The 25,843-nt window shown below is 71.5% G+C and carries 23 protein-coding genes; 11 read left to right on the top strand and 12 right to left on the bottom strand.

The genetic code is table 11. The features are described from left to right. Window positions 1-99 precede the first annotated feature (99 nt). From DEJ49_RS23720 to DEJ49_RS23740, 5 genes are all read right to left on the bottom strand, one after another. Window positions 100-1,155 (bottom strand): hypothetical protein, encoded by a 1,056-nt coding sequence (locus DEJ49_RS23720; RefSeq protein ID WP_150185998.1) that lies wholly within the window; start codon window positions 1,153-1,155, stop codon window positions 100-102. A gap of 84 nt (window positions 1,156-1,239) precedes the next feature. Beyond that, window positions 1,240-1,926 (bottom strand): hypothetical protein, encoded by a 687-nt coding sequence (locus DEJ49_RS23725; RefSeq protein WP_150185999.1) that lies wholly within the window; start codon window positions 1,924-1,926, stop codon window positions 1,240-1,242. A gap of 46 nt (window positions 1,927-1,972) precedes the next feature. Beyond that, window positions 1,973-2,956 (bottom strand): hypothetical protein, encoded by a 984-nt coding sequence (locus DEJ49_RS23730; protein WP_150186000.1) that lies wholly within the window; start codon window positions 2,954-2,956, stop codon window positions 1,973-1,975. Next, complete coding sequence (locus tag DEJ49_RS23735) at window positions 2,953-3,567, bottom strand: RNA polymerase sigma factor (protein WP_150186001.1); 615 nt, start codon at window positions 3,565-3,567, stop codon at window positions 2,953-2,955. Before DEJ49_RS23735 ends, DEJ49_RS23730 begins: the two co-directional genes overlap by 4 nt. Window positions 3,568-3,625: 58 nt before the next feature. Beyond that, complete coding sequence (locus tag DEJ49_RS23740; protein ID WP_150186002.1) at window positions 3,626-4,771, bottom strand: threonine synthase; 1,146 nt, start codon at window positions 4,769-4,771, stop codon at window positions 3,626-3,628. A 346-nt stretch (window positions 4,772-5,117) separates the two neighbouring features. Here DEJ49_RS23740 and DEJ49_RS23745 point away from each other — a divergent pair, with 346 nt between their 5' ends. After that, window positions 5,118-6,692, top strand: a complete 1,575-nt coding sequence (locus tag DEJ49_RS23745) for a S8 family peptidase (RefSeq protein WP_150186003.1) — start codon at window positions 5,118-5,120, stop codon at window positions 6,690-6,692. 28 nt (window positions 6,693-6,720) lie between these two features. Here DEJ49_RS23745 and DEJ49_RS23750 read toward each other — a convergent pair whose 3' ends face one another. Next, window positions 6,721-7,929, bottom strand: coding sequence for a serpin family protein (locus tag DEJ49_RS23750; RefSeq protein WP_223832965.1), 1,209 nt, complete (start codon window positions 7,927-7,929; stop codon window positions 6,721-6,723). 144 nt (window positions 7,930-8,073) lie between these two features. Here DEJ49_RS23750 and DEJ49_RS23755 point away from each other — a divergent pair, with 144 nt between their 5' ends. The 7 genes from DEJ49_RS23755 (at window position 8,074) to DEJ49_RS23785 (ending at window position 15,766) form a co-directional block, all read left to right on the top strand. Continuing rightward, entirely contained in the window at window positions 8,074-9,228 is a 1,155-nt protein-coding gene (locus DEJ49_RS23755; protein WP_223832966.1) for a DUF4190 domain-containing protein, read from the top strand. Between the two features lie 77 nt (window positions 9,229-9,305). Then, window positions 9,306-10,520, top strand: coding sequence for an alpha/beta hydrolase (locus DEJ49_RS23760; RefSeq protein ID WP_150186006.1), 1,215 nt, complete (start codon window positions 9,306-9,308; stop codon window positions 10,518-10,520). A gap of 112 nt (window positions 10,521-10,632) precedes the next feature. Next, the gene (locus DEJ49_RS23765) at window positions 10,633-11,388 is read left to right on the top strand and encodes a GntR family transcriptional regulator (protein WP_150186007.1); all 756 of its coding nucleotides are present in this window, start codon (window positions 10,633-10,635) and stop codon (window positions 11,386-11,388) included. A gap of 311 nt (window positions 11,389-11,699) precedes the next feature. After that, a complete protein-coding gene (locus tag DEJ49_RS23770; protein ID WP_150186008.1) occupies window positions 11,700-11,885 on the top strand; it encodes an SPOR domain-containing protein in 186 nt (61 codons plus the stop codon). A 46-nt stretch (window positions 11,886-11,931) separates the two neighbouring features. Then, complete coding sequence (locus DEJ49_RS23775) at window positions 11,932-12,330, top strand: (deoxy)nucleoside triphosphate pyrophosphohydrolase (protein ID WP_150186009.1); 399 nt, start codon at window positions 11,932-11,934, stop codon at window positions 12,328-12,330. A gap of 128 nt (window positions 12,331-12,458) precedes the next feature. Continuing rightward, on the top strand, window positions 12,459-12,875 hold the full coding sequence (locus DEJ49_RS23780; protein WP_150186010.1) for an ATP-binding protein: 417 nt from the start codon (window positions 12,459-12,461) through the stop codon (window positions 12,873-12,875). 173 nt (window positions 12,876-13,048) lie between these two features. Next, window positions 13,049-15,766: a SpoIIE family protein phosphatase gene (locus DEJ49_RS23785; RefSeq protein WP_411757191.1), complete on the top strand. Its 2,718-nt coding sequence runs from the start codon at window positions 13,049-13,051 to the stop codon at window positions 15,764-15,766. A gap of 160 nt (window positions 15,767-15,926) precedes the next feature. Here DEJ49_RS23785 and DEJ49_RS23790 read toward each other — a convergent pair whose 3' ends face one another. Next, window positions 15,927-16,622: a TPM domain-containing protein gene (locus DEJ49_RS23790; RefSeq protein WP_150186012.1), complete on the bottom strand. Its 696-nt coding sequence runs from the start codon at window positions 16,620-16,622 to the stop codon at window positions 15,927-15,929. Window positions 16,623-16,882: 260 nt separating this feature from the next. On the opposite strand from DEJ49_RS23790, the gene DEJ49_RS23795 reads away from it, so the two are divergent. The 3 genes from DEJ49_RS23795 to DEJ49_RS23805 all read left to right on the top strand — a co-directional run bounded on the left by DEJ49_RS23795 (window position 16,883) and on the right by DEJ49_RS23805 (window position 20,419). Next, a complete protein-coding gene (locus DEJ49_RS23795) occupies window positions 16,883-18,037 on the top strand; it encodes an AAA family ATPase (protein ID WP_190329425.1) in 1,155 nt (384 codons plus the stop codon). A gap of 24 nt (window positions 18,038-18,061) precedes the next feature. Beyond that, window positions 18,062-19,573, top strand: a complete 1,512-nt coding sequence (locus DEJ49_RS23800; protein ID WP_150186014.1) for a VWA domain-containing protein — start codon at window positions 18,062-18,064, stop codon at window positions 19,571-19,573. Between the two features lie 129 nt (window positions 19,574-19,702). Continuing rightward, entirely contained in the window at window positions 19,703-20,419 is a 717-nt protein-coding gene (locus tag DEJ49_RS23805) for an SMI1/KNR4 family protein (protein ID WP_150186015.1), read from the top strand. Between the two features lie 36 nt (window positions 20,420-20,455). Here the strand turns inward: DEJ49_RS23805 and DEJ49_RS23810 are convergent, their stop codons facing one another. The 5 genes from DEJ49_RS23810 to DEJ49_RS23830 all read right to left on the bottom strand — a co-directional run bounded on the left by DEJ49_RS23810 (window position 20,456) and on the right by DEJ49_RS23830 (window position 25,791). Further along, complete coding sequence (locus tag DEJ49_RS23810; RefSeq protein ID WP_150186016.1) at window positions 20,456-21,727, bottom strand: alpha/beta hydrolase family protein; 1,272 nt, start codon at window positions 21,725-21,727, stop codon at window positions 20,456-20,458. A 108-nt stretch (window positions 21,728-21,835) separates the two neighbouring features. Further along, entirely contained in the window at window positions 21,836-22,606 is a 771-nt protein-coding gene (locus tag DEJ49_RS23815) for a succinate dehydrogenase/fumarate reductase iron-sulfur subunit (protein WP_150186017.1), read from the bottom strand. Continuing rightward, the gene (locus DEJ49_RS23820; protein WP_150186018.1) at window positions 22,603-24,567 is read right to left on the bottom strand and encodes a fumarate reductase/succinate dehydrogenase flavoprotein subunit; all 1,965 of its coding nucleotides are present in this window, start codon (window positions 24,565-24,567) and stop codon (window positions 22,603-22,605) included. The genes DEJ49_RS23815 and DEJ49_RS23820 overlap by 4 nt, the downstream gene beginning before the upstream one ends. A gap of 16 nt (window positions 24,568-24,583) precedes the next feature. Further along, a complete protein-coding gene (locus DEJ49_RS23825; RefSeq protein ID WP_150186019.1) occupies window positions 24,584-25,420 on the bottom strand; it encodes a hypothetical protein in 837 nt (278 codons plus the stop codon). A 59-nt stretch (window positions 25,421-25,479) separates the two neighbouring features. Further along, on the bottom strand, window positions 25,480-25,791 hold the full coding sequence (locus DEJ49_RS23830; protein ID WP_150186020.1) for a hypothetical protein: 312 nt from the start codon (window positions 25,789-25,791) through the stop codon (window positions 25,480-25,482). Between the last annotated feature and the right edge of the window lie 52 nt (window positions 25,792-25,843).

The following is a 25,843-nucleotide window of genomic DNA, read 5'->3' on the forward strand; positions in this document are numbered from 1 at the left end:
CTGTGACCGCCGCTGTTTTCCGCGCGCCCCGTTGCTGAGGGAGTCCGGTGTGCGCGGTTTCGTACTCGCGTAGCCGGTAGTTCGAGCCGGTCGGCGGACCTATCGGAGGTCACGGCGGTCGAGGCGCTGGATGAGGCCGGGGCGGTGTCGGTTGGCTTCGCGGAGGCGGGTCAGGCGCTGATGGAAGCTGGTGTGCCGTTCGGTGTCGGCGCAGGCGTCGCGCAGGTCCGCGAGGAGAGTGACGGCCCGGTCGTGGGCGCTGGGCTTCCTGGTGGCGATGTGCGTCTCGATCTGCTGCCAGACGGATTCGGCCTGGTCGGCGAGGGCGGTCAGGTGCCGGGCGCGGGCTGTGGCTCGTTCGGCTTCGGCGTGCCGGCGGCGGTCGGTGCGCAGGGTGTGGGCGGCGTCCAGCAGCTGGGCCGTTGTCCGGCGCCCGGGGGCCGTGTGCGGAGCGGCGGTGGTACCGCGCAGGCGGTGTAGGAGTTCGGTGTGCAGACCGGACTCCGCCGCGGGTTTGGGCGGCTTCTTGGGCGGGGCGGGGCCGGTTTGGGCGGCGATGGCCAGCAGGTCGGTGTCCACGCGGAGGAAGTCCGCGAGTGCGCGCTGGGGTGCGGTCAGGTCGCCGAGTCCTGCGGGGACGGGTGGCTCCGGGCAGGTCCGGTATTCGTCTTCGTCGTCGTCCTCGCGTTCCCGGGCGGTGAGTGCGGAGAGCCAGGCGAGGTAGAGCGGGCGTAGGTCGCCGGTGGCGAGTTCGTCGCGTACGCCGATGAGGGCGGCGAGTGAGTCGTCGGCGCCCTCGACCCAGTCGCCGTCTTCGTCCTCGCTGGTCAGATCGAGAAGGATGTGGGTGCGGGTGGTCCACGCGTCGAGGTGAGGGCCGAGGCAGTAGGGCAGCGCCGTGGGCAGGCTCAGCGTCTGCTCGGGCAGGCGGAGCATGAGCCGGTGGGTGCCCCAGTTGGTGACGTAGAGGTGGGCGTCGAAGTAGCGCTCGGTCATGCGGCGCGGGTCACCTTTGAGGTCGCCCCACTCGTAGGTGTTGGTGAAGCGGGTGGCGGTGATCCGAGCCCGGGTGGAGATGGCCCGCAACTGTGCCTGTTCCTCGGGGCTGAGCGGGCGGTCGAGTGCCTGGAACTCGTAGTACTGGTACTCGCTCACAGGGCGGACCCTATCGCCGCGCCGGTCGCCCCCGCACCGTACGCCGAGTTCTGCGCCGTCACGGTCTCCAGCCTTGATGGTCATTCAATGTGTAGCGGCGCCCTGCGGGGGCTCCGTGTCCCAGTCGACGCGGCTTCGCGGCGTGACCGGAAGGGCTTCGAGGGTTTCGTCCGTCAGGATGCGCTCGGCGGTCCGCGCCGAGCAGCCGACGTAGGTCGACAGCAGGTCGTAGTCGGTCGTCACCACCCAGCTGCGGTCCTGTGGCCACCAGAACTCCGGGCCGCTCTCACCCAGCGCGTCTCTCAGTGACTCTCGTACGTTCTCCAGGTCCGCCAGGGAACCGTGGCGAACGAGAGGTTCGTCGTGGTCGCCCCAGAGCAGGGCGCCGAGGTCGTAGGCGAAGTACACGCCCTGCTCCCCGGACACGGTGGCCAGCAGGCGAGCGAGTGCCGCTCGGCTGTGCTCGTCGAGCACGCCGTCGTCCGCCGCCCACCGCCATGGGCCCGGGGCGGGCTCGTCCGACCGCAGCCATCGGTGGGACATCTCCGGGTGGAAGGGCACGCCGGAGTCCTTCGCCCAGGCCTGCCACCGGCGGCTCCGGCCCGAGCCGTCCGTGGCCCGGAAGCGGTGAAAGATGCGGACGTACGCCTCGTAGCCTTCCGGTACCAGCTCGGACACCACGTGCCCAGGCCCGTCCACCGAGCGGCCGAGGCGGTCGTGGAGCCATGCCAGTTCGGTTCCTTCGTACGTCCACTCCCGCTTCACCGTCATGGCGCCCATTCTCCCGTCGGCCGTCTCCCCGCACGGCTGCCGGGGCTCACTCCACCCGCTCCGCCGGCCCCACCTCCAACCAGGTGTAGCGGTCCGCCGGCGTGTCCCGGCCGATGATCTTGTGGGTCGTCTCCAGGAGGAGGCCCGTGTCGGGGGCGATGATGTAGCGGTCCTTTGTGTGGAGGGGCAGCTCGGCGCCTCCGCTCCCGGCCTCGCCCTCGCCCCCGCCCATCCTCACCCACGACTTCTGCGTGATCTCCACCGCGACCCCCGCCCGGCCCTTGCTGTCCCGTACGTCACCCACCAGCTTCATGCCGGGCGTGTCCGCGAGGATGCGGAACAGGGCCGCCCGCAGTTCCGGGCTCGCGGGGGAGTCCTCCAGCATGATCGTGACCTGGTCGAAGCGGGTGTTCGGGTCCTTCGGGAAGAGGGCCGCCAGGGTCTTCTCGTCCGTCGGTAGTTTTTCGAGGTCCGGCCACGTCAGCCACTCCTTCCCCACCGGCCACTTCTTGACCTTGCCCTCCTCGCCGGCGGGCGGCTCGTGGACCGTGCCGTCGGCGTCGACCGACCAGACGCGGCCCTCGCGGTCGTAGTAGTTCGTGTCCGTGCGCCTGCCGTCGTCCTGGTTGTCCGTCTCCACGCGCACCTTCCAGTACGAGGGGGTCGTCGCCGGAGCGTCTTCCGCCACCTCCGCCATGCCTTCGAAGAACTCGCTCGCCGACGCCGTCGCCGCCGGTTCGCCGCCCATGTCGAGCACGGGGTACGCGACGGCCCCCGTGGCGATCGCGGCCACGGCCGCCGCGGCGACCAGCAGCCTGCGGGGGCGGCGGACGCGGGGGCTCTTGAGCCGGGTGAGGGGCGTGGTGATCGGCTTCGCGTGGTTCTCCTCCCGCGCGGCGGCTCGCGTCACCGCGGCCCACGCGCCGTCCACCGCCTCCGCGGACGGCGGCTCCACCCCGCCCGCCGCGATCAGTTCCGCGGCGCCGGGGAAGTCGAGAAGATCCATGGACGTGGGGGTGCGTTCCGTCATGACTTGTCTCCTGTCAGGTCAAGGGGGTTGAGGGGGGCTTCGGTGCGCAGCCTGTGCCTGGCGCGGTGCAGTCGTGAGCGGGCCGTCCCCGCGGGGATGCCGACCACCGCGGCGGCCTCGGCGGGCGTCAGCTGCTCCCAGGCGACGAGCAGCAGCAACTCGCGCTCTTCGGGAGGAAGCTCGGACAGCAGCTCGCGCAGGCGTGGGGCCACCGCCGCCGCGTCGAGGCGCTCGTCCACCGCCTCCCACGGGTCGTCGCGGAAGGGGATGCGCTCGCTCCGCCTACCGGGCCGCTGACGTTCCGTACGCCGCCAGTGCGCGGACAGTACGTTCCTCGCGACGCCGAAAAGCCAGGCCCGCGCGGGACCCCGGTCGGCGTCGAAACCGCGTCGGGCCGTGTACGCCTGGAGCCAGGCCTCGGCCAGCAGATCGTCCGCCGCGTGGGGCGCGCGCCGGGCGAAGTAGCCGTGCAGCGCGGCCGAGTGGCGGCGTACGAGCGGTTCGAAGGACGCGGCGTCGCGCGCGGCACGGGCGAGCAGTTCCTCGTCCGTGGCGCTGTCACGTGTATCAGGGCCGTCCGCCCCCGGACCATCCCGTTCGTTCGGAGTCACGGGTATCACGGGCCCTCCTCCCCGACCACCGGTCGGCGGTCTCACCCCCTACTTGGCGTCAGCCCCCCACCGCGTTCGCGAGCCCCGTCTTCGCGCCCGCCCCGCACAGCGGGACCACCGTCGTCCGCTCCCCGAGCGCCCCGTCCCGTACGGCCGCCCAGCAGGCGACGCCCGTGGACTCGACGTACAGTCCGCGCGCGGCCAGGTCCCGCTGGGCCGCCACGAGCTGGTCCTCCGTCACCGTCAGGAAGCCGCCGCCCGACGCGCGTACCGCGTGCAGGATCTGGCGTGCGCGCGGCGGGCGGGGGATCGCGATGCCCTCCGCGAAGGTCGCCGCCATCGGGGTCTCGCCGACCAGGTCGTCGGCGCCGGCCCGCCACGCCTCGGCGAGCGGGGCGACCGCCGCGGACTGCACGGCGTACAGCGCGGGCCGCCGTGCGATGAGCCCCGCCGTGTGCAGCTCCCGGATCGCGAGCGCCGCGCCGAGCAGCAGCGTGCCGTTGCCGACGGGGACGACGAGGGCCTCGGGCAGACGGCCGCCGAGGTCTTCCCAGAGTTCGTGGACGTACGTCTTGGTGCCGTGCAGGAAGTAGGGGTTGTGGACGTGGGAGGCGTAGAACGTGCCGGGTTCGTCGGCCGCGGCGCGTGCGGCCCGTGCCGTGGACTCGCGGTCGCCGTCGACGATGTGGAGGCGGGCGCCGTGTGCGGTGATCTGCTCCAGCTTCTTCGGCGACGTGGCGGAGGGGACGTACACGGTGCAGTCGAGGCCTGCCCGCGCGCAGTACGCGGCGACGGCCGTGCCCGCGTTGCCGCTGCTGTCGGCGATCACCCGCTCGGGGCCGAGGCGCCGCGCGAGGGCGGCGAGCATGACCGCGCCGCGGTCCTTGAAGGACAGCGTCGGCATCAGGAAGTCCAACTTGGCCGAAACCGGCCCCGCCAGCTCCACGAGGGGCGTGCGGCCCTCGCCGAGGGAGATCGCGGGGGCGGGCAGGGGCAGGCATTCCGCGTACCGCCACAAGGAGTTCACCCGTCCCGTGAGGGCTTTCAGGGGGGCGGGCGCGGGGGAGAAGTCCAGGTCGAGGGGGCCGCGGCAGGCCGGGCACGACCACGTGAGCGAGCCCGTGGGAACGCGCGTTCCGTCGGCGGGGCAGTAGCAGTCGGGGAGGACGGTCGTCTCTGCGGCGTACGTGGATGTGTCTGTCATGCGCGCAGGCTATGAGGGGTGATTGTTGACGGTGGGATGTGAGGGGGGCGGGAGGCCTGCGTGAGGTGGTGATGGGGCGTCAGGAGGGCTGCGTGGCGGTCGTGTTACGTCCGGTCCTGACCCTTGTGGGATTCCTATGGATCGGCCAATCTTTCGTCCGGACGGAGGTAAGGGCCTACAAGGGATCGGCAAGGTTCGGCAAATCGCGTGGACAAGTGGACACGTGGACGAGTGGGCCTAATTGTCATGCTCCTGCCTTGACCCTGCCGCGCGCCTCCCCCGTGAGTGTGGGCACCACAGCACCATTCCCCCACCAGCGCACCACCTATTGAGGAGGACCCCTCAGATGGCAGTGATGCGTACGAACCGTCGAAGACTGGCCGGGATCAGCGCGACAGCGGTCGCGGCCCTCGCCCTCGGCGTCGTCTCCGCCCTCCCGGCGAACGCCCGGCCGGACCGGGCGGAGGGCGCGATAGAGAACGCCGGGGTGCCCGGCGCGATCAAGAACAGCTACATCGTGAGCCTCGACAAGGACGGCCCCAAGGCCCGCTCCGCCGCGGGCAGGGCCCTCGCCAAGGAGTACGGCGCCAAGATCGAGCGCACCTACGACAAGGCCCTCAACGGTTACGCGGTCGAGCTCTCCGAGGCCGAGGCGAAGAAGTTCGCCGCCGACCCGGCGGTCGACGCGGTCGTCCAGAACCGGACGTTCACCGTCACCGCGACCCAGAACAACCCGCCGTCCTGGGGCCTGGACCGCATCGACCAGAAGAACCTGCCGCTGGACCAGAAGTACACCTACCCGGACTCCGCGGGCGAGGGTGTCACCGCGTACGTCATCGACACCGGTGTCCGCATCAGCCACACGGACTTCGGCGGCCGCGCCTCCTACGGCTACGACGCCATCGACAACGACAACACCGCGCAGGACGGCCACGGCCACGGCACGCACGTCGCCGGTACCGTCGCGGGCACCCTGCACGGCGTCGCCAAGAAGGCCAAGATCGTCGGCGTGCGCGTCCTGAACAACTCGGGCTCGGGCACCACCGCGCAGGTCGTCGCCGGCATCGACTGGGTGACCAAGAACGCCGTCAAGCCCGCCGTGGCCAACATGTCGCTCGGCGGCGGCGCCGACAGCGCGCTCGACACGGCGGTACGCAACTCCATCGCGTCCGGCATCACGTACGCCGTGGCGGCGGGCAACGAGTCGACCGACGCGTCGACCAAGTCGCCCGCGCGCGTGGCGGAGGCCATCACCGTCGGCGCGACGACCAACACCGACGCGAGGGCGAGCTACTCGAACTACGGCAGCATCCTCGACATCTTCGCCCCGGGCTCCTCGATCACGTCGACGTGGAACTCCGGTGACAGCGCGACGAACACCATCTCCGGTACGTCGATGGCCTCCCCGCACGTGGCGGGCGCGGCCGCGATCTACCTGGGCCAGAACCCGACGTCGACCCCGGCACAGGTCTCCGCCGGTCTGGTCAGTGCCGCGTCGACCGGCGTCGTCGGCAGCCCCGGCTCCGGCTCGCCGAACCGTCTCCTGAACGTCACCGGCGGCACGACCAACCCGCCGGGCAAGAAGTTCACGAACGACACGGACTACCCGATCCAGGACAACGCCACCGCCGAGTCCCCCGTGACCGTGACCGAGGTCCCGGGCAACGCGCCCGCCGCGCTGAGCGTGCCGGTGACCATCCAGCACACGTACATCGGCGACCTCCAGGTCCAGCTGATCGCCCCCGACGGGACCGCCTACACCCTCAAGGGCTATGGCACCGGCGGCAGCTCGGACAACATCAACACCACGTACACGGTGAACGCCTCCTCGGAGACGGCCAACGGCACGTGGAAGCTGCGGGTCAGCGACAACGCGGCGCAGGACACCGGGAAGATCGACTCCTGGAGCCTGCAGTTCTGACCCCTGACGGTTCGACCTCTGCAGCAGCTCAGTGATCCTCGTCCTCGCGGTACGGCTCCGGGTCGGTGACCCAGCCGGCCGCGAGGACGAGGCGCGACGTGCGGTGGACGGCGAGGAAACCGAAGGGGCGGTCGAAGGTGGCGTTCACGTCGGTGGTGATGTAGCGCTCCTCGGGCAGGCCCGCGCCGATCGCCGCGAAGACCGTGACGGCGGCGGCCCGGAAGCCCAGCGCGCCGAACGTCGCGGTCGCCGTCTGCTCGCCCTTCCGCAGTGCCAGGGGCTCGACCGCGATCCCCGGGAAGTGGCCCTCCGCCATGGCCGTCGTATCACTCGCGTTTTTCGCGGTGGTCAGGCCGAAGAGTTCGTGCCGTTCCATCAGGTCGTGCCGCGACGTCGACGTGAACGCCACGGTGGCGACGTGCAGCGTCGGCGGGCGCGGCGACATGGAGCGCACTCTGCGGACCTCCAGGCCGGGGCCGACCTCGCCGTACGGCAGGTGGGTTCCGGGTACCACCGGGATCCTGCGCGCCAGCGCGTCCACGCCCGCGCCGAGCACCGCCCCAGGCCCCATGTGATCCTCGCCGAGCAGCAGGTGGACGTCGATCCCGGTGCTGCCGAGCACCTTCAGCCCGGTCACGGCCCCCGCGGCGGCCTGTGCGACGCCGACGCGGTCGAGCAGCGACGTCGACCGGTGGAGCCCGGCCAGGGTGCGGTCCTGCCACGGTCCCGTTTCGGGGATCATCCAGCCCTCGTCGAAGGGCCGCAGCCACTCGGTCCGCAGCGCCAGCGCACTCGCCAGGACGAACTCCGTGCTCTCGTCCGGATGGGCCGGCAGCTGCCGGATCTGCCCGCCCGTCCGCTCCGCCGCCCACGCGTCGAGCGCCGCCGCGTCCGCCGCCGGATCCCCGGTCAGCACCCCCAGCGCGTCCACCGGCACCCCGTCGCGCCACGCTTCCCGCAGGGTCAGGGTGCGCCTGGTCCACAGGCCGAGGGCCGCGTCCATGCCGCGTACGCGGTCCAGCGCGGCCAGCAACTCCCGCGCGCCCGCCGCCGCTTCGTCCGCGGGCAGGCCCACCGCCTCGGAGAGTTCCGCGCGGGCCGCGCCGGTCGCGCCGTCGGCGAGGAACGCGAGAAGGGGCCAGACGCCGGGCGCGGAGAAGACCGTGCCGCGGTCGGCGGACTCCGTGGCGGCCCACTTCGCGGTCAGGCGGTTGACGGCCCGCACGGTTCCCCGCATGGCTGCCCGAGTTGTTGAGCTTTGCCGCTGCATTACCTTTTATCCCCCGCCCCGATTACGATGCGCCAGGCTCTCCGCACGACCCCAGCACCACCTAGTGCGAACCCGGCACCACCCGTACCAGAATCCAGGAGCACGCTACCCGTGGACATACCGCCGCCCCCGCACGGACAGCTGCCGTATCGGCCCTGGCCCGGCCCGTACTCCCCGTACTCCCGGCCGCCGGTGAACGGCTTCGCGATCGCGTCGCTCGTGTTCGGGATCTTCTGCTTCGTGCCCGCCGTCGGCCTCGTCCTCGGTCTCGTCGGGCTCGCGCAGATCAAGAAGAAGGGCGAGCGCGGCAAGGGCCTGGCGATCGCCGGCAGCATCCTCTCCGTGGTGGGCATCGTGCTGCTCGTGCTCTCCGTCGCCACGGGTGCCGCCCGCGACTTCGCCGAGGGGTTCAAGGACGCGGCCCGCGAGTCCCGGTACAGCGGTGACGGCTTCCCGGTCGACAAGGGCGGCTGTTTCGACGCGCCCGACGGGGAGATCGACTCCATGAAGTACACCGGCCAGGTGGACGAGGTCCCGTGCTCCGGGAAGCACGACGGCGAGGTCTTCGCGTCGTTCCGCGTGACCAACAAGGAGTATCCGGGGGAGGACGCCATGATCGACCTCGCCGAGTCCAAGTGCACCGACCTGCAGTGGGCGTACGTCATGGACACCTGGGCCGACTTCGACGGCGCCCAGATCTACTACTTCATGCCCGACCGGACCACCTGGCGCCACGGCGACCGCCACGGCACGTGCATCTTCGGCGCCATGGACCCGGAGGAGCCGCTCGAAGGGTCGATGCGCAGCGACGCGACGACGCTCGACGCGGACCAGCTCGCCTACGTGAAGGCGGACCGCGCCGTCGACGAGGTCTATATGGACGCGCCCGCGACGGAGCGGTTCGAGGATGACCTCGAAGGCCACAAGAAGTGGGCCGCCCGCGTCGACAAGGCCCTCGCCGAACAGGCACGGCAGCTGCGCGCGCACGACTGGCCGACGGGCACACAGAAGCACATCGACAAGCTCGTCGCCGAGATCGAGAAGGGCCGCAAGGAGTGGGCGAAGGCGGCCGAGGCCTCCGATGCCGACACCTTCAACAAGCACTACGTAGCGGGCTTCCAGAAAATGGGTGACAAGAGCGCCGTCCCCGCTCGCAGGTCCCTGCACCTGGGGACGACATCGCCGCGTGACGCGACTCCGTGGGACGGCCCGGAGACCGGCCTCGATGAGGACCACGGAGAGGGCGGGGACAGCGAGGCGGTGTGAGCGAGGCCTGAACTGTGAGCGGGGCCTGAACAGTCACCCTAAGAGGCTTTTGTATGCTTCTGTGATAGTTCTTCGGCGTGACGTCCGTCGTGCCGCCGCCCGCCGTGGCCCGGGTCCTGCTCCTGGCCACCGGTCTGCTGAACGCGGCGCTCGCCGTCCTCGTCGCCGCCCCGCTGCCCCGCGTCCCGCTCCTGGTGCTCGTCGCCGGTGCGATCACCTCCTGGGGGCTCCTGCTGCTGCCGCCGGGGCTGCTCGGCCTCGCGGGCGCCGCGCTCGCGGGGCGACGTCACCCCTGGTGCGCCGGGCTCGCCGCGCTCGCCTCCTTCGCGGCCCTCGTCTACGGAGTGATGCCGTACGCCGCCGCGTACGACACCGCGCGGCAGCAGGGGCAAGGCCTCACCCCCGCGCGGTACTTCGACGGCGTCAACTACGCCAGAGTGCCCGATCGTGCCCGCACCCTCACCTACGCGCGCGTGGGCCGCGGTGACAAGGCGCACCGCAAGGGGCTGAAGCTGAGGCTCGACCTGTGGGCGCTGCCCAAGCGGGCCGAGGGACGCAGGCCCGCCGTCGTATGGGTGCACGGCGGCGGCTGGAACAAGGGCCACCGCAACCAGACCCCCGAATGGAACCGTTGGTTCAACGCGCGCGGGTGGTCGGTCTTCGACATCGACTACCGCCTCGCGCCCCGTGCCACCCAGCTCGACCAGATCGGCGACGTGAAGTGCGCCGTCGGCTGGGTGCGGCGGCACGCGCGCGTGTACGGCATCGACCCCGGCCGCCTGCTCCTCGCGGGCAGTTCGGCCGGCGGCAACCTCGCGCTCGCCGCCGCCTACACGGACGGCGACGGCAGGGTCCCGGCGTCCTGCGCGGTGCGGGACAGCTCGGTCGCCGGGGTCCTCTCCCTCTACGGGCCCACCGACATGCGTCGCCTGATCGCGGGCACGGCACTGCGCCGCGACCCCATGATGCCGCGCCTGATGGGCGGTTCGGCCGCCACCGCCCCCGCCCGCTACCGTCTCGGTTCGCCCGCCCGGCTCGTCCGGGGCGACGTGCCGCCGACGCTGCTCCTGCACGGGAGCGCGGACCGCGCGGTGCCGGTCGCGCAGGCGCGTGAGCTGGCCCGGCGCCTCAAGGAGGCCGGTGCCCCGGCGACGTACGTCGAACTGCCGTGGGCCGACCATTGTTTCGACGTGAACTGGGGAGGCTGGGGCAGTCAGATCGCGCGGGCGGCGACCGAACGTTTCCTCAAGGTCGTCGGCCGTTCGCTATATCCGGGGAAAGGTCCTGCGTAAAGACCTGCGCCGCTAGAAATCATCACTTCGGGTGATTCCTTGGCCTTGGGTTGCACGCAACAACCCACGGTTGCCACGCTGTTGCTGTCTGTCAACCTGATGGGAGTGGCCAGTGACTTTCGGTGAACAGCCGGCGTATCTGCGGGTCGCGGGTGATCTCCGCAAGAAGATCGCCGACGGTTCGCTGCCGCCGCACACCCGCCTTCCCTCGCAGGCCAGAATCCGCGAGGAGTACGGGGTGTCGGACACGGTCGCCCTGGAGGCGCGCAAGGTCCTGATGGCCGAGGGCCTGGTCGAGGGGCGCTCCGGATCGGGCACCTACGTGCGTGAGCGCCCCGTCCCGCGCAAGATCGCCCGCACCGGGTACCGCGCGGTGAACGGCGGCTCGACCCCCTTCCGTCAGGAGCAGGCGGCCGACGGCGTGCGTGGCACCTGGGAGTCCCGCAGCGAGCAGATCGAGGCGAACGCCGCGATCGCGGAGCGCCTCGGCATCCGTGTCGGCGACCGCGTGATGTGCACCAAGTACGTCTTCCGGGACGCCGGCGAGGCCATGATGCTCTCCACCTCCTGGGAGCCCCTGGCCGTCACCGGACGCACGCCCGTGATGCTCCCCGAGGAGGGGCCGCTGGGCGGCTGCGGAGTGGTGGACCGGATGGCGGCCATCGATGTGATCGTGGACAACGTCGCGGAGGAGGTGGGCGCCCGCCCCGGCCTCGCGGAGGAGCTCACGGCGCTCGGCGGCGTCCCAGGACATGTGGTCATCGTCGTCCACCGGACGTACTACGCATCGGGCCGTCCCGTGGAAGCGGCCGACATCGTGGTGCCGGCCGACCGCTACCGCATCGCGTACCACCTGCCCGTGCGGTAGCCCGGGCCCGCCCGCGTCTGCCGCTTGCGCACGTCCCACCGGCGCAAGCCCGCGCGCCTTCGCGCGTCCCGGCCCGCTCCCCGTCTCCTTGTGCGCGGGGGCGGGTTTCGGCTGTCACCGCCCGGCCCCCGCGCCCCTCCCGTTGCGTGTGTAGCCGGGGTCTTGGCCGATAGCGGCCCTCTTGCGTATCTCTTTGTGCAAAGTCGTATCCGCTGCGTAAAGGTCGGGCGTAGGCTCGGGCATATGCGGATTGCGGTTTCCTTACAGATCGAGGCGTGGGGCGCGCCGGGGGTGGCGAACGGAGGGGCGCGATGAATGACGGAACAGTTCTGCTGCCCTGGTTCGTGATACGCCAGGACGACAACGGCAACCGCTATCGCGTGGGCAGGTACGCGACGAAGGCCGAGGCCCAGAAGATCGCCGACAGCCTCCACGACCGCGGGCACAAGCACCTGTACTCGATCGAGAGGCTGAGCCAGAACGGCAGCGGACGCTAGGGCCCGCGCCGGACCTGGGTCCGAGGACCTCCGTAGGCTCTGCCGCATGAACGAACGCATCGTGGTGGGCGCCGCCCTGTACGACGGCGGGCGCCTGCTCGCCGCACGGCGCAGCGCGCCTCCGGAGCTCGCCGGGGGCTGGGAGTTGCCCGGCGGCAAGGTCGAGCCCGGGGAGCGGGGCGAGGACGCGCTGGTGCGCGAGCTCCGCGAGGAACTGGGTGTCGTGGCCGAACCGGCAGAACGGGTTCCGGGGGAGTGGCCGCTGCCGGGCGGATACGTCCTGCGCGTGTGGACGGCCCGCCTCGTCTCGGGCGAGCCCAGGCCCCTGCAGGACCACGACGCGTTGCGCTGGCTCGCCCCCGACCAGGTGTGGTCCGTCGACTGGCTGGCCGCCGACGTGCCGGCCGTCCAAGCGGCGCTCGCCCTGCCGCACGCCACGCACTGACCCCGCGTACGCCGTTCGTGCCACAGTGCGCTCCCGCACGCGGTAAAGCGGCCCGGATATCGGGTATGTGCCCATTAATCCCATGAAACCGGACAGGTTCCCGGGCAGGTTCCGCTACTGGTCTGGAAGTGATCGGCGTGATCGACACCGAAGGCGACTGCGCCGAGTGGGCCTTCCCCGCGGACCCCGGCGCCGTCCGCACCGCCCGCACGGTTGTCCGCAAGCAGCTCGCCGACTGGGGTCTCGCGTCCGTCGCCGACATCACCGTGTTGCTCGTGAGCGAGCTGGTGACCAACTCCTTGCGTCATGCCTCCGGGCCCATCGGCGTACGCCTCGTACGCCCCGCGGACCCCGACGGCACCCTCCTCGTAGAGGTGTCCGATCCGCTCCCCGACCCGCCCCTTGAGCGCACCGCGGCCCTCGACGACGAGGGCGGCCGCGGCCTCCAACTGGTGTCCCGTGCGTCACGTCGTTGGGGCACACGTCCGGGTCGTACGGGCAGGACGGGGAAGACGGTGTGGTTCGAGCTGGCGCTGCCGGGTTAGAAGACTGGCAGTGTGCGTAAGGCGTCCTGCACAAGGGCGGCACGGGCCAAAAAGCGTCGAGTCCGTGCTGTGATCGTGAACGCCGTGTGGCGCGGCACCGTAGTGCTGGATACTGCGGGCAGCCGTATGCGGTGACCGGTGCCGGACGCGGTGAGCTGGAGGGGACGGTTCGCGTGAGCGAGATACCAGCGAAGGCGACGGAGAGCGACGGTCCGTCGGTCGACGCGACGGCCGGGGACGCGACGGCCGGCGACCGGCCGAACGCCGCCGCGCCGAGCGCCGATGTGCCGGTCGTCGACCCACCGGTCGACGAGACGTGGCAGAGCAACCCACCCGGTTCGATCTACGACTACATCAAGGTCGCCTCGTTCTCGATCGGCGCCGACGGCCTGGTCGACCAGTGGAGCGTGCGCGCCGAGCGGCTGTTCGGGGTGGCCGCGCGGGACGCCGTCGGCAAGGACCCCATCGAGGCCTTCGTGCCGCCCGAGCTGCGCGCGGGCGGCCACCGCAAGATGGCGGAGATCCTCGACGGGCGCGAGTGGACGGGCGTGGTGCCCTTCAGGCTGCCCGAGGACGTCCTGACGCCCGGCGGGCCGGGCGGCCCGCCCGCGGGCGGTGACGCGGCCGCCGAGCGGGGCGTCGGCGGCCTGGAGGGCGTCGCCGAGGTGTACGTGATGCCGACCGTGACCGAGGAGGGCGAGCGGGCCGCGGTCTGCATCGTCGTCGACGTCCAGGTGCTCCGGCAGATCGAGACCGACCTCGCCGCGTCCCAGGCCATTTTCGGCCAATCTCCGTTCGGCTTCCTGCTGTTCGGCACGGACCTGAAGGTGCAGCGCGCCAACCGGCGGTTCGCCGCCGTCTTCGGGGGCGGCATCGAGGACCAGCGGGGCCGGACCGTCCACGACTATCTGCCGCGCCACGAGGCCGACCGCATGGCCGCCGCCCTGAAGCGCGTCCTGGAGACCGGCGACTCCGTGACGGACATGCAGATCGTGGGGCCCGCACCCGGCAGCACCGACCGACGGCACTGGTCGATCAACCTCTACCGCGTGCACAGCGGTTCGGGCCGCCCCATCGGCGTCGCGGGCCTCGGCACCGACGTGACCCGGCGGCACGCCGCCGCGCGAGAGGCCGCCCACGCCCGGCGCAACCTCGCCCTGCTGAACGAGGCCGGGGCCCGCATCGGCAACTCCCTGGACCTGGAGACCACCGCACGGGAACTGCTCGACGTCGCCGTCCCCGGCTTCTGCGACATCGCCTCCGTAGACCTCTACCAAGGCCTCCTCGACGGCGACGAGACACCGCCGGGGCTCGCCGACGGCAGCGCGGACCTGCGCCGCGTGGCCTTCGCGAGCGCCGTCGCCGACGCCCCGTTCCCGGACGGCAGCGCGCCCATAGACGTGGGCGCCGTGCATCGGTTCGCCTTCACGTCACCCTGCGCCGACGCCCTGCGCGCGGCCCGGCCGCGCCTGGTCACGGGCGCCGACGACGAATCGGCGAGCCGCCTCACCAAGGGCCTCGTCCAGTCGACGCTCGCCGTGCCGATGGTCGCCCACGACACGGTGGTCGGCCTCGCCCAGTTCTCCCGTACGAAGGGAAGCGAGCCCTTCGGGGAGCGCGACCGGGCGCTCGCCGTCGAACTGGCCGCGCGGGCCGCCGTCTGCATAGACAACGCCCGCCTCTACCGCCGTGAGCACGAGCGTGCGTTGATACTGCAACGCTCCCTGCTGCCGCCCGGCGACCCGGAGGCGTCCGGGCTCGACATCGCCTGCCGCTATCTGCCGGGCAACGCCGCGACGGAGGTCGGCGGCGACTGGTTCGACGTCATCGAACTGCCCGGCCACCGCACCGCCCTCGTCGTCGGCGACGTCATGGGACGCGGCCTGCGCGCCGCCGTCGCCATGGGGGAGCTGCGCACCGCTGTCCGTACGCTGGCCCTCCTCGACCTGGAACCCGCCGAGGTGCTCTCCGCCCTCGACGAGATCGCCCAGGGCCTCGGCAACCCCGCGGGGCTCCAGCGGGCCACCAGGGGGGCCCGCAAGGCGGCCGACGCGGACGCCGACCTCAGCGAGGTCTACCTGGCCACCTGCGTGTACGCGGTCTACGACGCCGTCACGCGGCGCTGCACGTTCGCCAACGCGGGCCACCTCCCGCCCGTCCTCGTCGAGCCGGGCGAGTCCGCGCTCATGCTCGACGTGCCGCCGGGCATGCCGCTCGGCGTCGGCGGCGAGCCCTTCGAGGACGTCGAGGTCGAACTCCCCGAGGGCGCCCTGCTCGCGCTCTACACCGACGGGCTCGTCGAATCCCGCGACCACCCGCTCGACGAGGGCCTGAACGCGTTCGTACGCGCCCTGAACGACGCGCCGACGACCCTGGAGGACGCCTGCGACCACGTCCTGAACACGCTGGACACCCACCACGGAGAGGACGACATCGCCCTCCTGATGGCCCGCGTCGAAGGACTGCCCACCGAACACGTCGGCGACTGGACGCTGCCGCGCGACCTGAAGTCGGTCGGCCGCGCCCGTGAACTCGCCTGCGACCAGCTGCGTGCCTGGGACCTGGACCGGCTCTGCGACACGGCGGAGCTACTGGTCAGCGAGCTCGTCACCAACGCACTGCGGTACGGCGACGGCGACATCAGGCTGCGTCTGCTGCTCGACCGGACGCTGGTGTGCGAGGTGTGGGACGCGAGCTACGTACAGCCGCGCCGCCGCCGCGCGCGGGACACCGACGAGGGCGGCCGCGGACTCCAGCTGGTGGGGCTGCTCAGCGCGGCGTGGGGCTCACGCAGGACACCACGCGGGAAGACGGTGTGGTTCGAACTGGCGCTGCCGGACGGGGACACGGAGCCGATGGACGCGGCGGAGGCGTTGCTGAGTCTGTTCTGACGCGGGGCTCTTCTGACGCAGGGCTCTTCTGACGTATGGCTCTCGCTTCCGCCACCGCCCCTGCCGAAACCGCCTCCTCCGTAGGGACCGCCTCGGCGGCCGCCCAGGAGTCCTCACCGAACTGGACCGTGGCGAAACCGAGCTGCTTGCAGGCGCCGCCCTACCGCAGGCCGCCGCCGGGGGTCGTACGGGTGGTGGCGCGCTTCCTGCGCCGCTTGTACGCGATGGTGGCGGCGACGCAGGCGGCGCACGCCGCGGCCACGGGGAGGACCAGGTCCCCTGTCGCGGAGTCGCCTGCCCGCGATGCGTCGGCGCCGGGGTCGGCCGTGCCCGGTGTGATCGCCGGGGTGGGCACGGGGCGGTCGGCGAGCACCGCGCGGTAGCCGTCCGCCGCGCCGATCGCGGCGCCGGCCCAGTCGTTCTCGCGCAGGGCGGGCCTGATCGCGGTGGTCGCCACGTCCTGCAGCTGGGCGTCGGTGAGCCGCGAACCCTCGTCCACGGAGTAGGCGAACTGGCGGTCGTGAGTGGCGACGGCGAGCAGCACGTCTTCGAGCCCGAGGCCGTTGCGGTCGGCCGTCGCGTCCGCCCAGCTCTGCGGGGAACGACCGGAGAAGTCGCGTACGTAGACGACGAAGAGCTGCACGCGTTGGTCGTCGTACAGCCGGTCGAGGGCGCGCTCGGTGACGTCCGCGCGGTCGCCGAGCGCGTCCACCTTGTCGGTGACCCGCCCGGAGCGGGAGAGCGCGACCGGGTCGTCTGCGACCGCGGGGAAGGCGCTCAGCAGCGGCAACCAGCCGAGCAGCACGGCCACCGCGACCACTGCTGCCCGCACGGCTGTCGATGAGGACGGCGTCACATTTGGGAGCGTATGGGGGTGTGTGGGGCTTCGCGACCTGGGGAGGGGGGTGGGGGTGAGGGCGTTCCGGGGTGGGCCAGCGCAGGCCCCGCAGGCCCTGGGGGCGGCGGGGGCGTCGGGAACTGCGTTTCGGTTCGTTCCGTTGACGGTTTGTCGGGGTCGGGGGTTCGGGGGTTCCTGAGTCGGGAGGGGCGGGGGAAGTGGGCGTGGGGGTATCGGGCGGGCGGGGCTCGGGGGATACCGCAGGGCGGCTGCGGGCGATGCGCGACGAGCTCTCCGACCGCTTCTTCGAGCGCGCCGACGTCGTGCGGACACTGCTGGTCACACTGTTGGCCGGACAGCACTCCCTCGTGCTGGGCCCGCCCGGCACCGCGAAGTCCGAGCTGGCCAGGGAGCTGACGGGCAGGATCGTCGGGGCGTCGTACTGGGAGATCCTCCTGTCGAAGTTCACCGCGCCGACGCGGATGTTCGGCCCCATCGACGTCGCCGCGCTGTCCCGCGGCGAGTACCGCCAGGTCTACGAAGGCCGCGCCACGACCGCGCACATCGCGTTCATCGACGAGATATTCAAGTGCTCCACGGCGGCCCTGAACGAGACGCTGGGCTACCTCAACGAGCGCATCTACCACCCGGAGAACGGCGGCGAGCCGATCCACTGCCCCCTGATCGGGGCCATCACGGCGAGCAACGAGCTGCCCACCGGCGAGGATTCGGCCGCGATCTACGACCGGCTCCTCGTCCGGATCGAGGTCGGTTACCTGGAAGACCCCTCGAACTTCGCCTCGCTGGTCCGCTCCGCCGTCGGCCGCCCGGCGGAACCCCGACGGACCACCGTCGAGCTGGCCGCGCTGCAGGAGGCCGTGACCGTCGACGTCCCGTCCGTGGAGGTCCCCGACGCGATCGTGGACGCGGTGTGCACGTTGCGGGCCGCCCTGCGCCGCAAGGAGCTCGTCGCCTCCGACCGCCGCTGGCGGCAGGCGGTGGGCCTGCTCCAGGCGTCCGCGTACCTCGACGGGCGTCCGGCGGTAGCCGAGACGGACCTGTCGGTGCTCACGCACGTGCTGTGGAACTCCCCGGCCGAGCGGCCGACCGTCGAGCGCGAGGTGCTGCACCTGGTCAACCCCGACGCCAAGGAGGCGCTCGACCTGGCCGACACCATCGAGGAGCTGGAGGCCCAACTCGACGCGATGGCCGGGCAGTCGCGCGAGGCGCTCAGCGACTGGGTCATCAAGAAGGCCCACAACAAGCTCGCGACGGCGGGACAGCGACTGGAGCAGCTGCGCGAGGAGGCGGCGAACGCGGGACGCTCCACCGCGGCCATCGACCGTGTCACCGGCCGCCAGCGCGCCGTCCGTGCCCGCGTCCTCACCGAGGCGCTCGGCGTGGACGCGAGCGCGGTGCAGGCGCAGTTCTGAGCGAGAGTGAGGGCCGACAGGACCATGGACGAGGCACCGAGCGGCCACGGTGAGGCGCGGAGCAGGGGAGGGCCCCGGCCACCGGGTCGTGCGGACACTCCTGCCCCTGTCCGCGAGGGGTGCACGGCGGCCGTCGTCGCGGACCGGTTCGACCGGCTCACATGGCGCGACACCTACGAGCAGTCGGCCGCCCTGCGCGAACTGGCCGATGAGCTGGGCGCGCGTCACGACTGCGCCACCGACCTCCTGGCCGACGCGTTCCTGGCGGCCTACCAAGCTCGCCCACGGTTGCGCGAGCGCACGGAAATGACCCTCTCCAGGATGCTCAACCACCGGGTCATCGCCTCCCTCATGGAGTCACCGGACTTCGCCGAGCTGCACCGCGAGACGGCCGGCGACCCCTACGCCGCCGCCATGGCCGTCCTCGCGCAGGCCACCGCACTCCGCCGCCTGCTCGACGGCACCCGGGACGCCCAGGAACGGGCCGAGCGGGCGGACAGGGCGCAGAACACGGCGGCGGAGGCCCACCGGACGCAGGACGCCGTGCAAGACGCTGCCCAGGCCTTGGGAGCGGCGACCCCCGGCATCCGGGCCGCCACACGGCTGGCCGGGGCGCGGGCCGCCGAAGCCGTGCGCGAGGAGGTGGCACTGATGCGGGCGTGGGGCGTCGGGTCCGGGGAGTTGGAGCGGATACCGTTCGACCGTCGTGCCCGGCTCGCCGAGCGGCTGCGCACCAGCCGCCTCGCCGCGTGGGCGGAACTGATCGGCCGCTTCCGGCAGATGGCCGACGGGGAGCGCGCCCGCAAGGTGGAGCACACCTCCGGGGAGCTGATCGGCGTCACGCTCGGCGACGACCTCTCCCGCGTCGTCCCCTCGGAACTCGCCAACCTCGGACTGCCCGCACTGCGCGCGGTGTTCGCCGCCCGCTACGCCGCCGGGCAGTTGATGCTCTACGACAGCGAGGGCGAGCAGACCACCGGGCGGGGCGCCGTCATCGCATGCGTCGACACATCGCACTCCATGTACGTGGAGGGGCCCGGCGGGGTCACCCGTGAGGCGTGGGCCAAGGCGTGTGCTCTGGCACTCCTCGACCAGGCTCGCCACGGAGGGCGCGACTTCGTGGGCATCCTGTTCGCCGCCGCCGACAAGCTCCGGATCTTCCGCTTCCCCGCCGACGAGGCCGCCGACATCGACCGGGTCGTGGACTTCGCGGAGACCTTCCTGGGCGGCGGCACCAGCTACCAGAGGCCGCTGTCGGCCGCCCTGGAGCTACTGGCGGAGGAGTACGACGACGCCGCTCGCACACGCGGCGACATCGTGCTGCTCACCGACGACGAATGCGACGTCACGGAGGAGTGGATGCGCGACTGGAACGACGCCAAGCACCGGCTCGGCTTCCGCGTCTTCGGCCTCGCCGTGGGCGCGCCGCCCGCCGCGGAGGCAGGGTCGGTCCTGGACGCCCTGTGCGACAACCTCCGTGTCGTCGAGGACTTCACCGACGTCCACGCCGCGGCCGACCTCTTCCGCGTGATCTGACCCGACCCGGGACCCGCCCCGGGACCCGACCCGAAGGAGAGAGTGAGCGCGTACGGTGCCCGTGAGCGAGGCCGGTCCCTTCGGAGGAACGGCCGCAACGGGGCAACGGGGCAACGGGGAGGAGCGCAGGTGGGCGGGGTCTGGGCAGGGGTTCGGGAGCGCGTGCTCGCGCTGCGGGACGCACCGAACCGGCGGGCGGTGTTCGGTGCGTACTTCAAGCAGTCCGGCCACGAGTTCGAGCTGCGCCCGGTCCTGACCGAGGAGCAGGTCGCCGCGGTGGAGCGACAGGGCGGCGTGCGTTTTCCCGAGGAGTACCGGACCTTTCTGCTGGAGGTCGGGGCGGGCGGCGCCGGCCCCGACTACGGCCTGTTCACGATCGACCCACCCGAACCAGGGGCGCCGCCCGGCACTGACCCCCGGCCCGGCACCGCCGCGGAGTCCACCCCCGCGGAGTTCCGCCCCGAACGCACGGCGGAGTGGGAGGAGCACCAGGCGGCGGAGCCCTACCGGTCGGCCTACGGGGACTCCGACGAGGAGGCCGCCCGGTTCCGCGCCGACTACACCGCCTGGGACAAGCGCGACGACGAGCTCCTCGACTCGCTGACCGAAGGCGCCCTCTACGTGAGCGAACAGGGCTGCGCCTACTACACGTTGCTGGCGATGACCGGCCCCGAGCGCGGCACGATGTGGCAGGACGTCCGCGCGGTCGGGGAGGGCGTGGTTCCGTACGAGTTCCTCGGCAGCACGGCCCGAGTCACCTTCGCCGAGTGGTACCACCACTGGCTGACCCGCGCGGAACGGGTGGCGTGGCAGACACCCGAGGAGCAGGAGGGGAGCCCGGCGTAGCCCACGCTGTCCGGGACGTGCTGTCCGGGGCGTGCCTCACCCCGCGAACTCCACCTCCGGATACCGTCCCGACGGCGCCCCCAGCAGGCCGTCGTCGTGGCCCTTCAGCCAGCGGTCGAAGAACGAGGCCACATAGGCCCGTTGCGCTGCCACCGCCCGTGTCGGGTCGACCGTGCCTATGTGGTCCTCGAGTGTCCGGCGGCTCACTCCTGCCTGGGGGAGGAGCGCCGGGAGGTCCGTGTAGGTCTGGTGCAGGGAGCCCCGCAGGGTGAGGTTGCGTTTCCAGGCCGCCGTGTGGGACCAGAACGAGCGCCATGACGGCTCGGTCGTGCGGTCACTGCCCTCGCGGCCCATCAGGAGGAACGGGCGGTCCAAGCCGTGTCGCGCGACCGGCAGCAGGTTCGTGCCGTCGGGTTCGGGGTTGTATTCCAGCGTGCCGTCCATGTTGACGCCCGCCTTGACCCTGCGGTCCTCGTACATCGTCTCCGCCGCCGCGATCCCGCCCGCCGACTGGCCGACCATGCCCACGCGACGGAGGTCCACGACCCGGGACAGGCCGTGCGGCAGCGAACCAAGGCTGTCCAGCACGAACCTGGAGTCGGCGACCCGGACGTCGAGGGTCTTCTTGAGCAGCTCCGTCATCGTGCCGTTCTTCTGCGCCTCCGCCAGCTCCTTCCGCAGCGGGCCGTCGTCCTTGACCGAGCCGTCGGGGAACTGCACCCCCGGGTTTTCATAGGTGTGGTCGACCGTGACGACCACATAGCCGCGGCTCGCCATCTCCTCGACCAGCGCGGTGCCCCACGTGCGCGGGTCACCCGCGCCCGCCGCGTACACGAGCACGGGGAGTCGTCCGGCCCGCCTGTCGGGGGGTGCCCCCTCACGGGCGTGCGTGCGCGTCGCCGCGAAGTCGAGGGCGCCCTCCGGGATGCCGTGCGGCGACGTGGCGTCCCAGCGGTCCGCCGCGCCCGGCGCCATGTAGCGAGCCCGGGGGTGGTGCTCGGCGGAGCCCGACGCCGCCGGGTACCAGACGCTGATCATCAGCTCCCGGTACCGCTGCGAGGGCACCCACGGGTCGTGCCGGCTCGGGTCGACCAGGCGAGCCGAGACCGTGCCTATGCCGTACGGCCCCGTGGGCGCGGGCAGGTGGGCCGCGGCCCCGGCGGCGTACGGCCGCGTCGACGCGATCTCCGCCCCGGACGCCGGCAGCGACAGCGCGGTCGCCACCAGCCCCGCGGCCGCGAGGCCGACGAACGAGCGGCGGGTCGGCGAAACATGCGGGCGAGGATCCGAGTGAGCACGTGGAGTCATGCCTCCAGCGTGATCCTCACCCGACCCTCTCCACCATGGGGGAAATCATGGATTTCCCGTCTGGGGGATGCCCCCCACACGCACCTGCCCCAGCCACCGCGCAGGCCGCTACTCCCCCCGCCGCCGAATCTTGTTCCCCAGCCACACCAGCGGATCGTACTTCCGGTCGACCGCCCGTTCCTTCAACGGGATCAGCGCGTTGTCCGTGATCTTGATGCCCTCCGGACACACCTCCGTGCAGCACTTCGTGATGTTGCAGTAGCCGAGCCCGTGCTCGTCCTGCGCCGTGCGTTTGCGGTCGAGGCCGGTGTCCGCCGCCGCGTCGAGCGGGTGCATGTCCAGCTCGGCGACGCGCATCAGGAAGCGCGGGCCCGCGAAGGCGGGCTTGTTCTCCTCGTGGTCGCGCACCACGTGACACGTGTCCTGGCACAGGAAGCACTCGATGCACTTGCGGAACTCCTGCGGGCGGTCCACGTCCGACTGCTGCATGCGGTACTCGCCGGGGCCCAGGCCGGCGGGCGGTACGAACGCCGGGACCTCGCGCGCCTTCGTGTAGTTGAAGCCGACGTCCGTCACCAGGTCGCGCACCACGGGGAACGCGCGCAGCGGTGTCACCGTGATGACCTCGTCGCGGTCGAAGACCGACATCCGCGTCATGCACATCAGACGGGGACGTCCGTTGATCTCCGCCGAACACGAACCGCACTTGCCCGCCTTGCAGTTCCAGCGCACCGCGAGGTCGGGCGCCTGAGTGGCCTGGAGGCGGTGGATGATGTCGAGGACGACCTCGCCCTCGTTGACCTCGATCTTGAAGTCCTCCAGGTCACCGCCGCTCAGGTCTCCGCGCCAGACCTTGAATTGCGCGTCGTACGAACTCATTCGTACAGCTCCTCTTCAGAGAGGTACTTGACCAGCTCCTCCTTTTCGAAGAGGGCGAGCAGGTCCGGGCGGATGGGCTCGGTCGTCACGCGGACGAGGTCGATCTGGCCGCGCACGGGATCGGTGGCCGCCAGGCCGCCCGTCGGGTCGGTGAGTTGGCAGAGGAGGTTGACCCGCCGCCACTCGCGGTTCATCGCCGGGTGGTCCTCGCGCGTGTGGCCGCCGCGGCTCTCCGTGCGCTCCAGGGCGGCCCGCGCGACACACTCGCTGACCAGCAGCATGTTCCGCAGGTCCAGGGCGAGGTGCCAGCCCGGGTTGAACTGCCGGTGGCCCTCGACTCCGGCGCGTCGCGCCCGTACCCGGAGTTCGGCGAGCTTCTCCAGGGCCTGCTCCATCTCCGCCTCCCGGCGGATGATGCCGACCAGGTCGTTCATGGTCTGCTGCAGTTCCTGGTGGAGGGTGTAGGGGTTCTCGGGCGTCACCCCGTCCTCCCTGCCCTCGGCGCTGAACGGCCGCAGCGCCTCCGCGGCCGCCGTGTCCACCTGCACCTCGTCCGGCACGGGACGGACGTCGAGCCCCGCCGCGTACCGGGCCGCGTGCAGGCCCGCGCGGCGGCCGAAGACCAGCAGGTCGGAGAGGGAGTTGCCGCCCAGCCGGTTGGAGCCGTGCATGCCGCCCGCGACCTCACCCGCGGCGAACAGGCCCGCCACGCGGCGCGTGGCCGCGGTGTCCGAGTCGACCGCGATGCCGCCCATCACGTAGTGACAGGTCGGCCCGACCTCCATCGCCTCCGCCGTGATGTCGACGTCCGCGAGCTCCTTGAACTGGTGGTACATGGACGGCAGTCGGCGTTTGATGACGTCGGCGGGCATACGCGTCGACACGTCGAGGAAGACGCCGCCGTGCGGGGAGCCGCGGCCCGCCTTCACCTCGGCGTTGATCGCGCGGGCGACCTCGTCGCGGGGGAGCAGTTCGGGCGGGCGGCGGTTGTGGTCCGGGTCCTCGTACCAGCGGTCGCCCTCCTCCTCCGACTGCGCGTACTTCTCCTTGAAGACGTCGGGCACGTAGTCGAACATGAAGCGCTTGCCCTCGGAGTTGCGCAGGACCCCGCCGTCACCACGCACGGACTCGGTGACGAGGATGCCCTTGACCGACGGCGGCCAGACCATGCCCGTCGGGTGGAACTGCACGAACTCCATGTTCAGGAGGGGTGCGCCCGCGAGCAGCGCGAGCGCGTGCCCGTCGCCCGTGTACTCCCACGAGTTCGACGTCACCTTGAAGGACTTGCCGATGCCGCCCGTCGCCAGGACGACACTGGGCGCTTCGAGCACGAAGAAGCGACCCGATTCCCGGTCGTAGCAGAAGGCCCCGCTCACGCGGCCGCCCTCGTCACGAGAGGAGTCACCGTCATCCGCGGCCTCGTCCTTCAGCACGCGCGTGACCGTGCACTCCTGGAAGACCTTCAGGCGCGCCTCGTAGTCGCCGAACTCCTTGTAGTCATCCTGCTGCAGCGAGACGATCTTCTGCTGCAGGGTGCGGATCAGCTCCAGGCCGGTGCGGTCGCCGACGTGCGCCAGCCGCGGGTACTCGTGGCCGCCGAAGTTGCGCTGGGAGATCCGGCCGTCCGGCGTACGGTCGAACAGGGCGCCCCAGGTCTCCAGCTCCCATACGCGATCGGGTGCCTCACGCGCGTGCAGCTCGGCCATGCGCCATTGGTTGAGGAACTTGCCGCCGCGCAGGGTGTCGCGGAAGTGGACCTGCCAGTTGTCGCCGGAGTTCACATTGCCCATGGAGGCGGCGATGCCGCCCTCGGCCATCACGGTGTGAGCCTTGCCGAACAGCGACTTGCAGATCACGGCCGTACGGGCGCCCTGCTCGCGCGCCTCGATCGCCGCCCGCAGACCCGCGCCCCCGGCCCCCACCACGACGACGTCCCACTGCTGTCGTTCCACTTGAGACATCAGAAGGCCCCGTCCATCAGAAGAAGCGCGGATCGTCGAAGGCACCGCTCGCGACCAGGTAGACGTACAGGTCGGCGAGCGCCACGCTCGCCAACGACGTCCACGCGAGCAGCATGTGGTGGTTGGTCAGCTTTCCGGTCCACTGCCACATGCGGTACCGGACGGGATGCTTGGAGAAGTGCTTGAGCTTGCCGCCGATGACGTGGCGGCAGGAGTGGCAGGAGAGGGTGTAGATCCAGATCAGTACGACGTTGACGAGCAGCACGAGCGTTCCGAGGCCCATGTGGCCCCACTCGTAGTTCTCGTCACGGAAGCCGAGGACGGCGTCGTACGTGAGGATGCCCGCCACGGGGACGGCGGCGTAGAAGAAGTACCGGTGGATGTTCTGCAGGATCAGCGGGAAGCGGGTCTCACCGGTGTACTTCTTGTGCGGCTCGGCGACCGCGCAGGCCGGTGGCGAGGCCCAGAAGCCCCGGTAGTAGGCCTTGCGGTAGTAGTAGCAGGTGAGGCGGAAGCCGAGTGGGAAGACCAGGATCAGGATGGAGGGGGACAGGCCCCACCAGCTGCCGAAGATCTCCCAATTGGGGCCGCCCTTCATGGGTTCGCAGTTCTCGGCGAGGCACGGCGAGTAGAACGGTGACACGTAGGGCGCCGCGTAGTAGTCCGCGTTCGCGAAGGCGCGCCACGTCGAGTAGACGATGAAGGCGAGCAGTCCCGCGGTGGTCGCCGCCGGCGCCAGCCACCAGCGGTCCGTCCGCAGATGGGCAACGCCGATGGCGGCGCGCGTGCCGTCGCGCACGCCGCCGCCCGGTGCCGGTCCGCTCTTCGGTTGAGGTTCCGTGCCGGTGGCCAACGAGGCTCCACTCCTTCTTCTCGAACGGGGAGTACGCGGGACGTCAGGGCATCGGGACGTCAGGGCGCGTGGCGGTCGCAGCCGCCCAGACCCTCGTCGTCGAGATCGCCGGTGTTCGTCCACAGCGAGCGGTCGTACGGCGTATCGGGGATGGTCACGAACTCGGGCTTGTGCGGTTCGAGGGGGGACGGCGGCGGGACCGCCGCGCGCAGCAGCGCCACGCTCTCGCGCAGGTGATCGGTGTCCGTGCGTACGCGGCGTACGTCGACGCCCGCCAGTTGGTCGCCGGCCTGCTGCTCCAGCCTGCCGACGGTGCGGACGAGGTCGTCCACGCAACGCTGTACGGCGGTCAACTCATCGTGCAGAGCCATTACTTGCCCTCACTTAGGGGGTGCGGTGGCAACGCTCATGCGCCTGCGAGTG

The sequence above is a fragment of the Streptomyces venezuelae genome, from assembly GCF_008642335.1.
Classification (GTDB): Bacteria; Actinomycetota; Actinomycetes; order Streptomycetales; family Streptomycetaceae; genus Streptomyces; species Streptomyces venezuelae_F.

What these genes read in the sequence shown, in the direction of transcription:
- DEJ49_RS23725 (WP_150185999.1), bottom strand. Translation starts at nt 1,926, where the DNA reads ATGACGGTGAAGCGGGAGTGGACGTACGAAGGAACCGAACTGGCATGG.
- DEJ49_RS23730 (WP_150186000.1), bottom strand. Translation starts at nt 2,956, where the DNA reads ATGACGGAACGCACCCCCACGTCCATGGATCTTCTCGACTTCCCCGGC.
- DEJ49_RS23740 (WP_150186002.1), bottom strand. Translation starts at nt 4,771, where the DNA reads ATGACAGACACATCCACGTACGCCGCAGAGACGACCGTCCTCCCCGAC.
- DEJ49_RS23745 (WP_150186003.1), top strand. Translation starts at nt 5,118, where the DNA reads ATGGCAGTGATGCGTACGAACCGTCGAAGACTGGCCGGGATCAGCGCG.
- DEJ49_RS23750 (WP_223832965.1), bottom strand. Translation starts at nt 7,929, where the DNA reads ATGCGGGGAACCGTGCGGGCCGTCAACCGCCTGACCGCGAAGTGGGCC.
- DEJ49_RS23770 (WP_150186008.1), top strand. Translation starts at nt 11,700, where the DNA reads ATGAATGACGGAACAGTTCTGCTGCCCTGGTTCGTGATACGCCAGGAC.
- DEJ49_RS23775 (WP_150186009.1), top strand. Translation starts at nt 11,932, where the DNA reads ATGAACGAACGCATCGTGGTGGGCGCCGCCCTGTACGACGGCGGGCGC.
- DEJ49_RS23795 (WP_190329425.1), top strand. Translation starts at nt 16,883, where the DNA reads ATGCGCGACGAGCTCTCCGACCGCTTCTTCGAGCGCGCCGACGTCGTG.
- DEJ49_RS23800 (WP_150186014.1), top strand. Translation starts at nt 18,062, where the DNA reads ATGGACGAGGCACCGAGCGGCCACGGTGAGGCGCGGAGCAGGGGAGGG.
- DEJ49_RS23810 (WP_150186016.1), bottom strand. Translation starts at nt 21,727, where the DNA reads ATGACTCCACGTGCTCACTCGGATCCTCGCCCGCATGTTTCGCCGACC.
- DEJ49_RS23815 (WP_150186017.1), bottom strand. Translation starts at nt 22,606, where the DNA reads ATGAGTTCGTACGACGCGCAATTCAAGGTCTGGCGCGGAGACCTGAGC.
- DEJ49_RS23820 (WP_150186018.1), bottom strand. Translation starts at nt 24,567, where the DNA reads ATGTCTCAAGTGGAACGACAGCAGTGGGACGTCGTCGTGGTGGGGGCC.
- DEJ49_RS23830 (WP_150186020.1), bottom strand. Translation starts at nt 25,791, where the DNA reads ATGGCTCTGCACGATGAGTTGACCGCCGTACAGCGTTGCGTGGACGAC.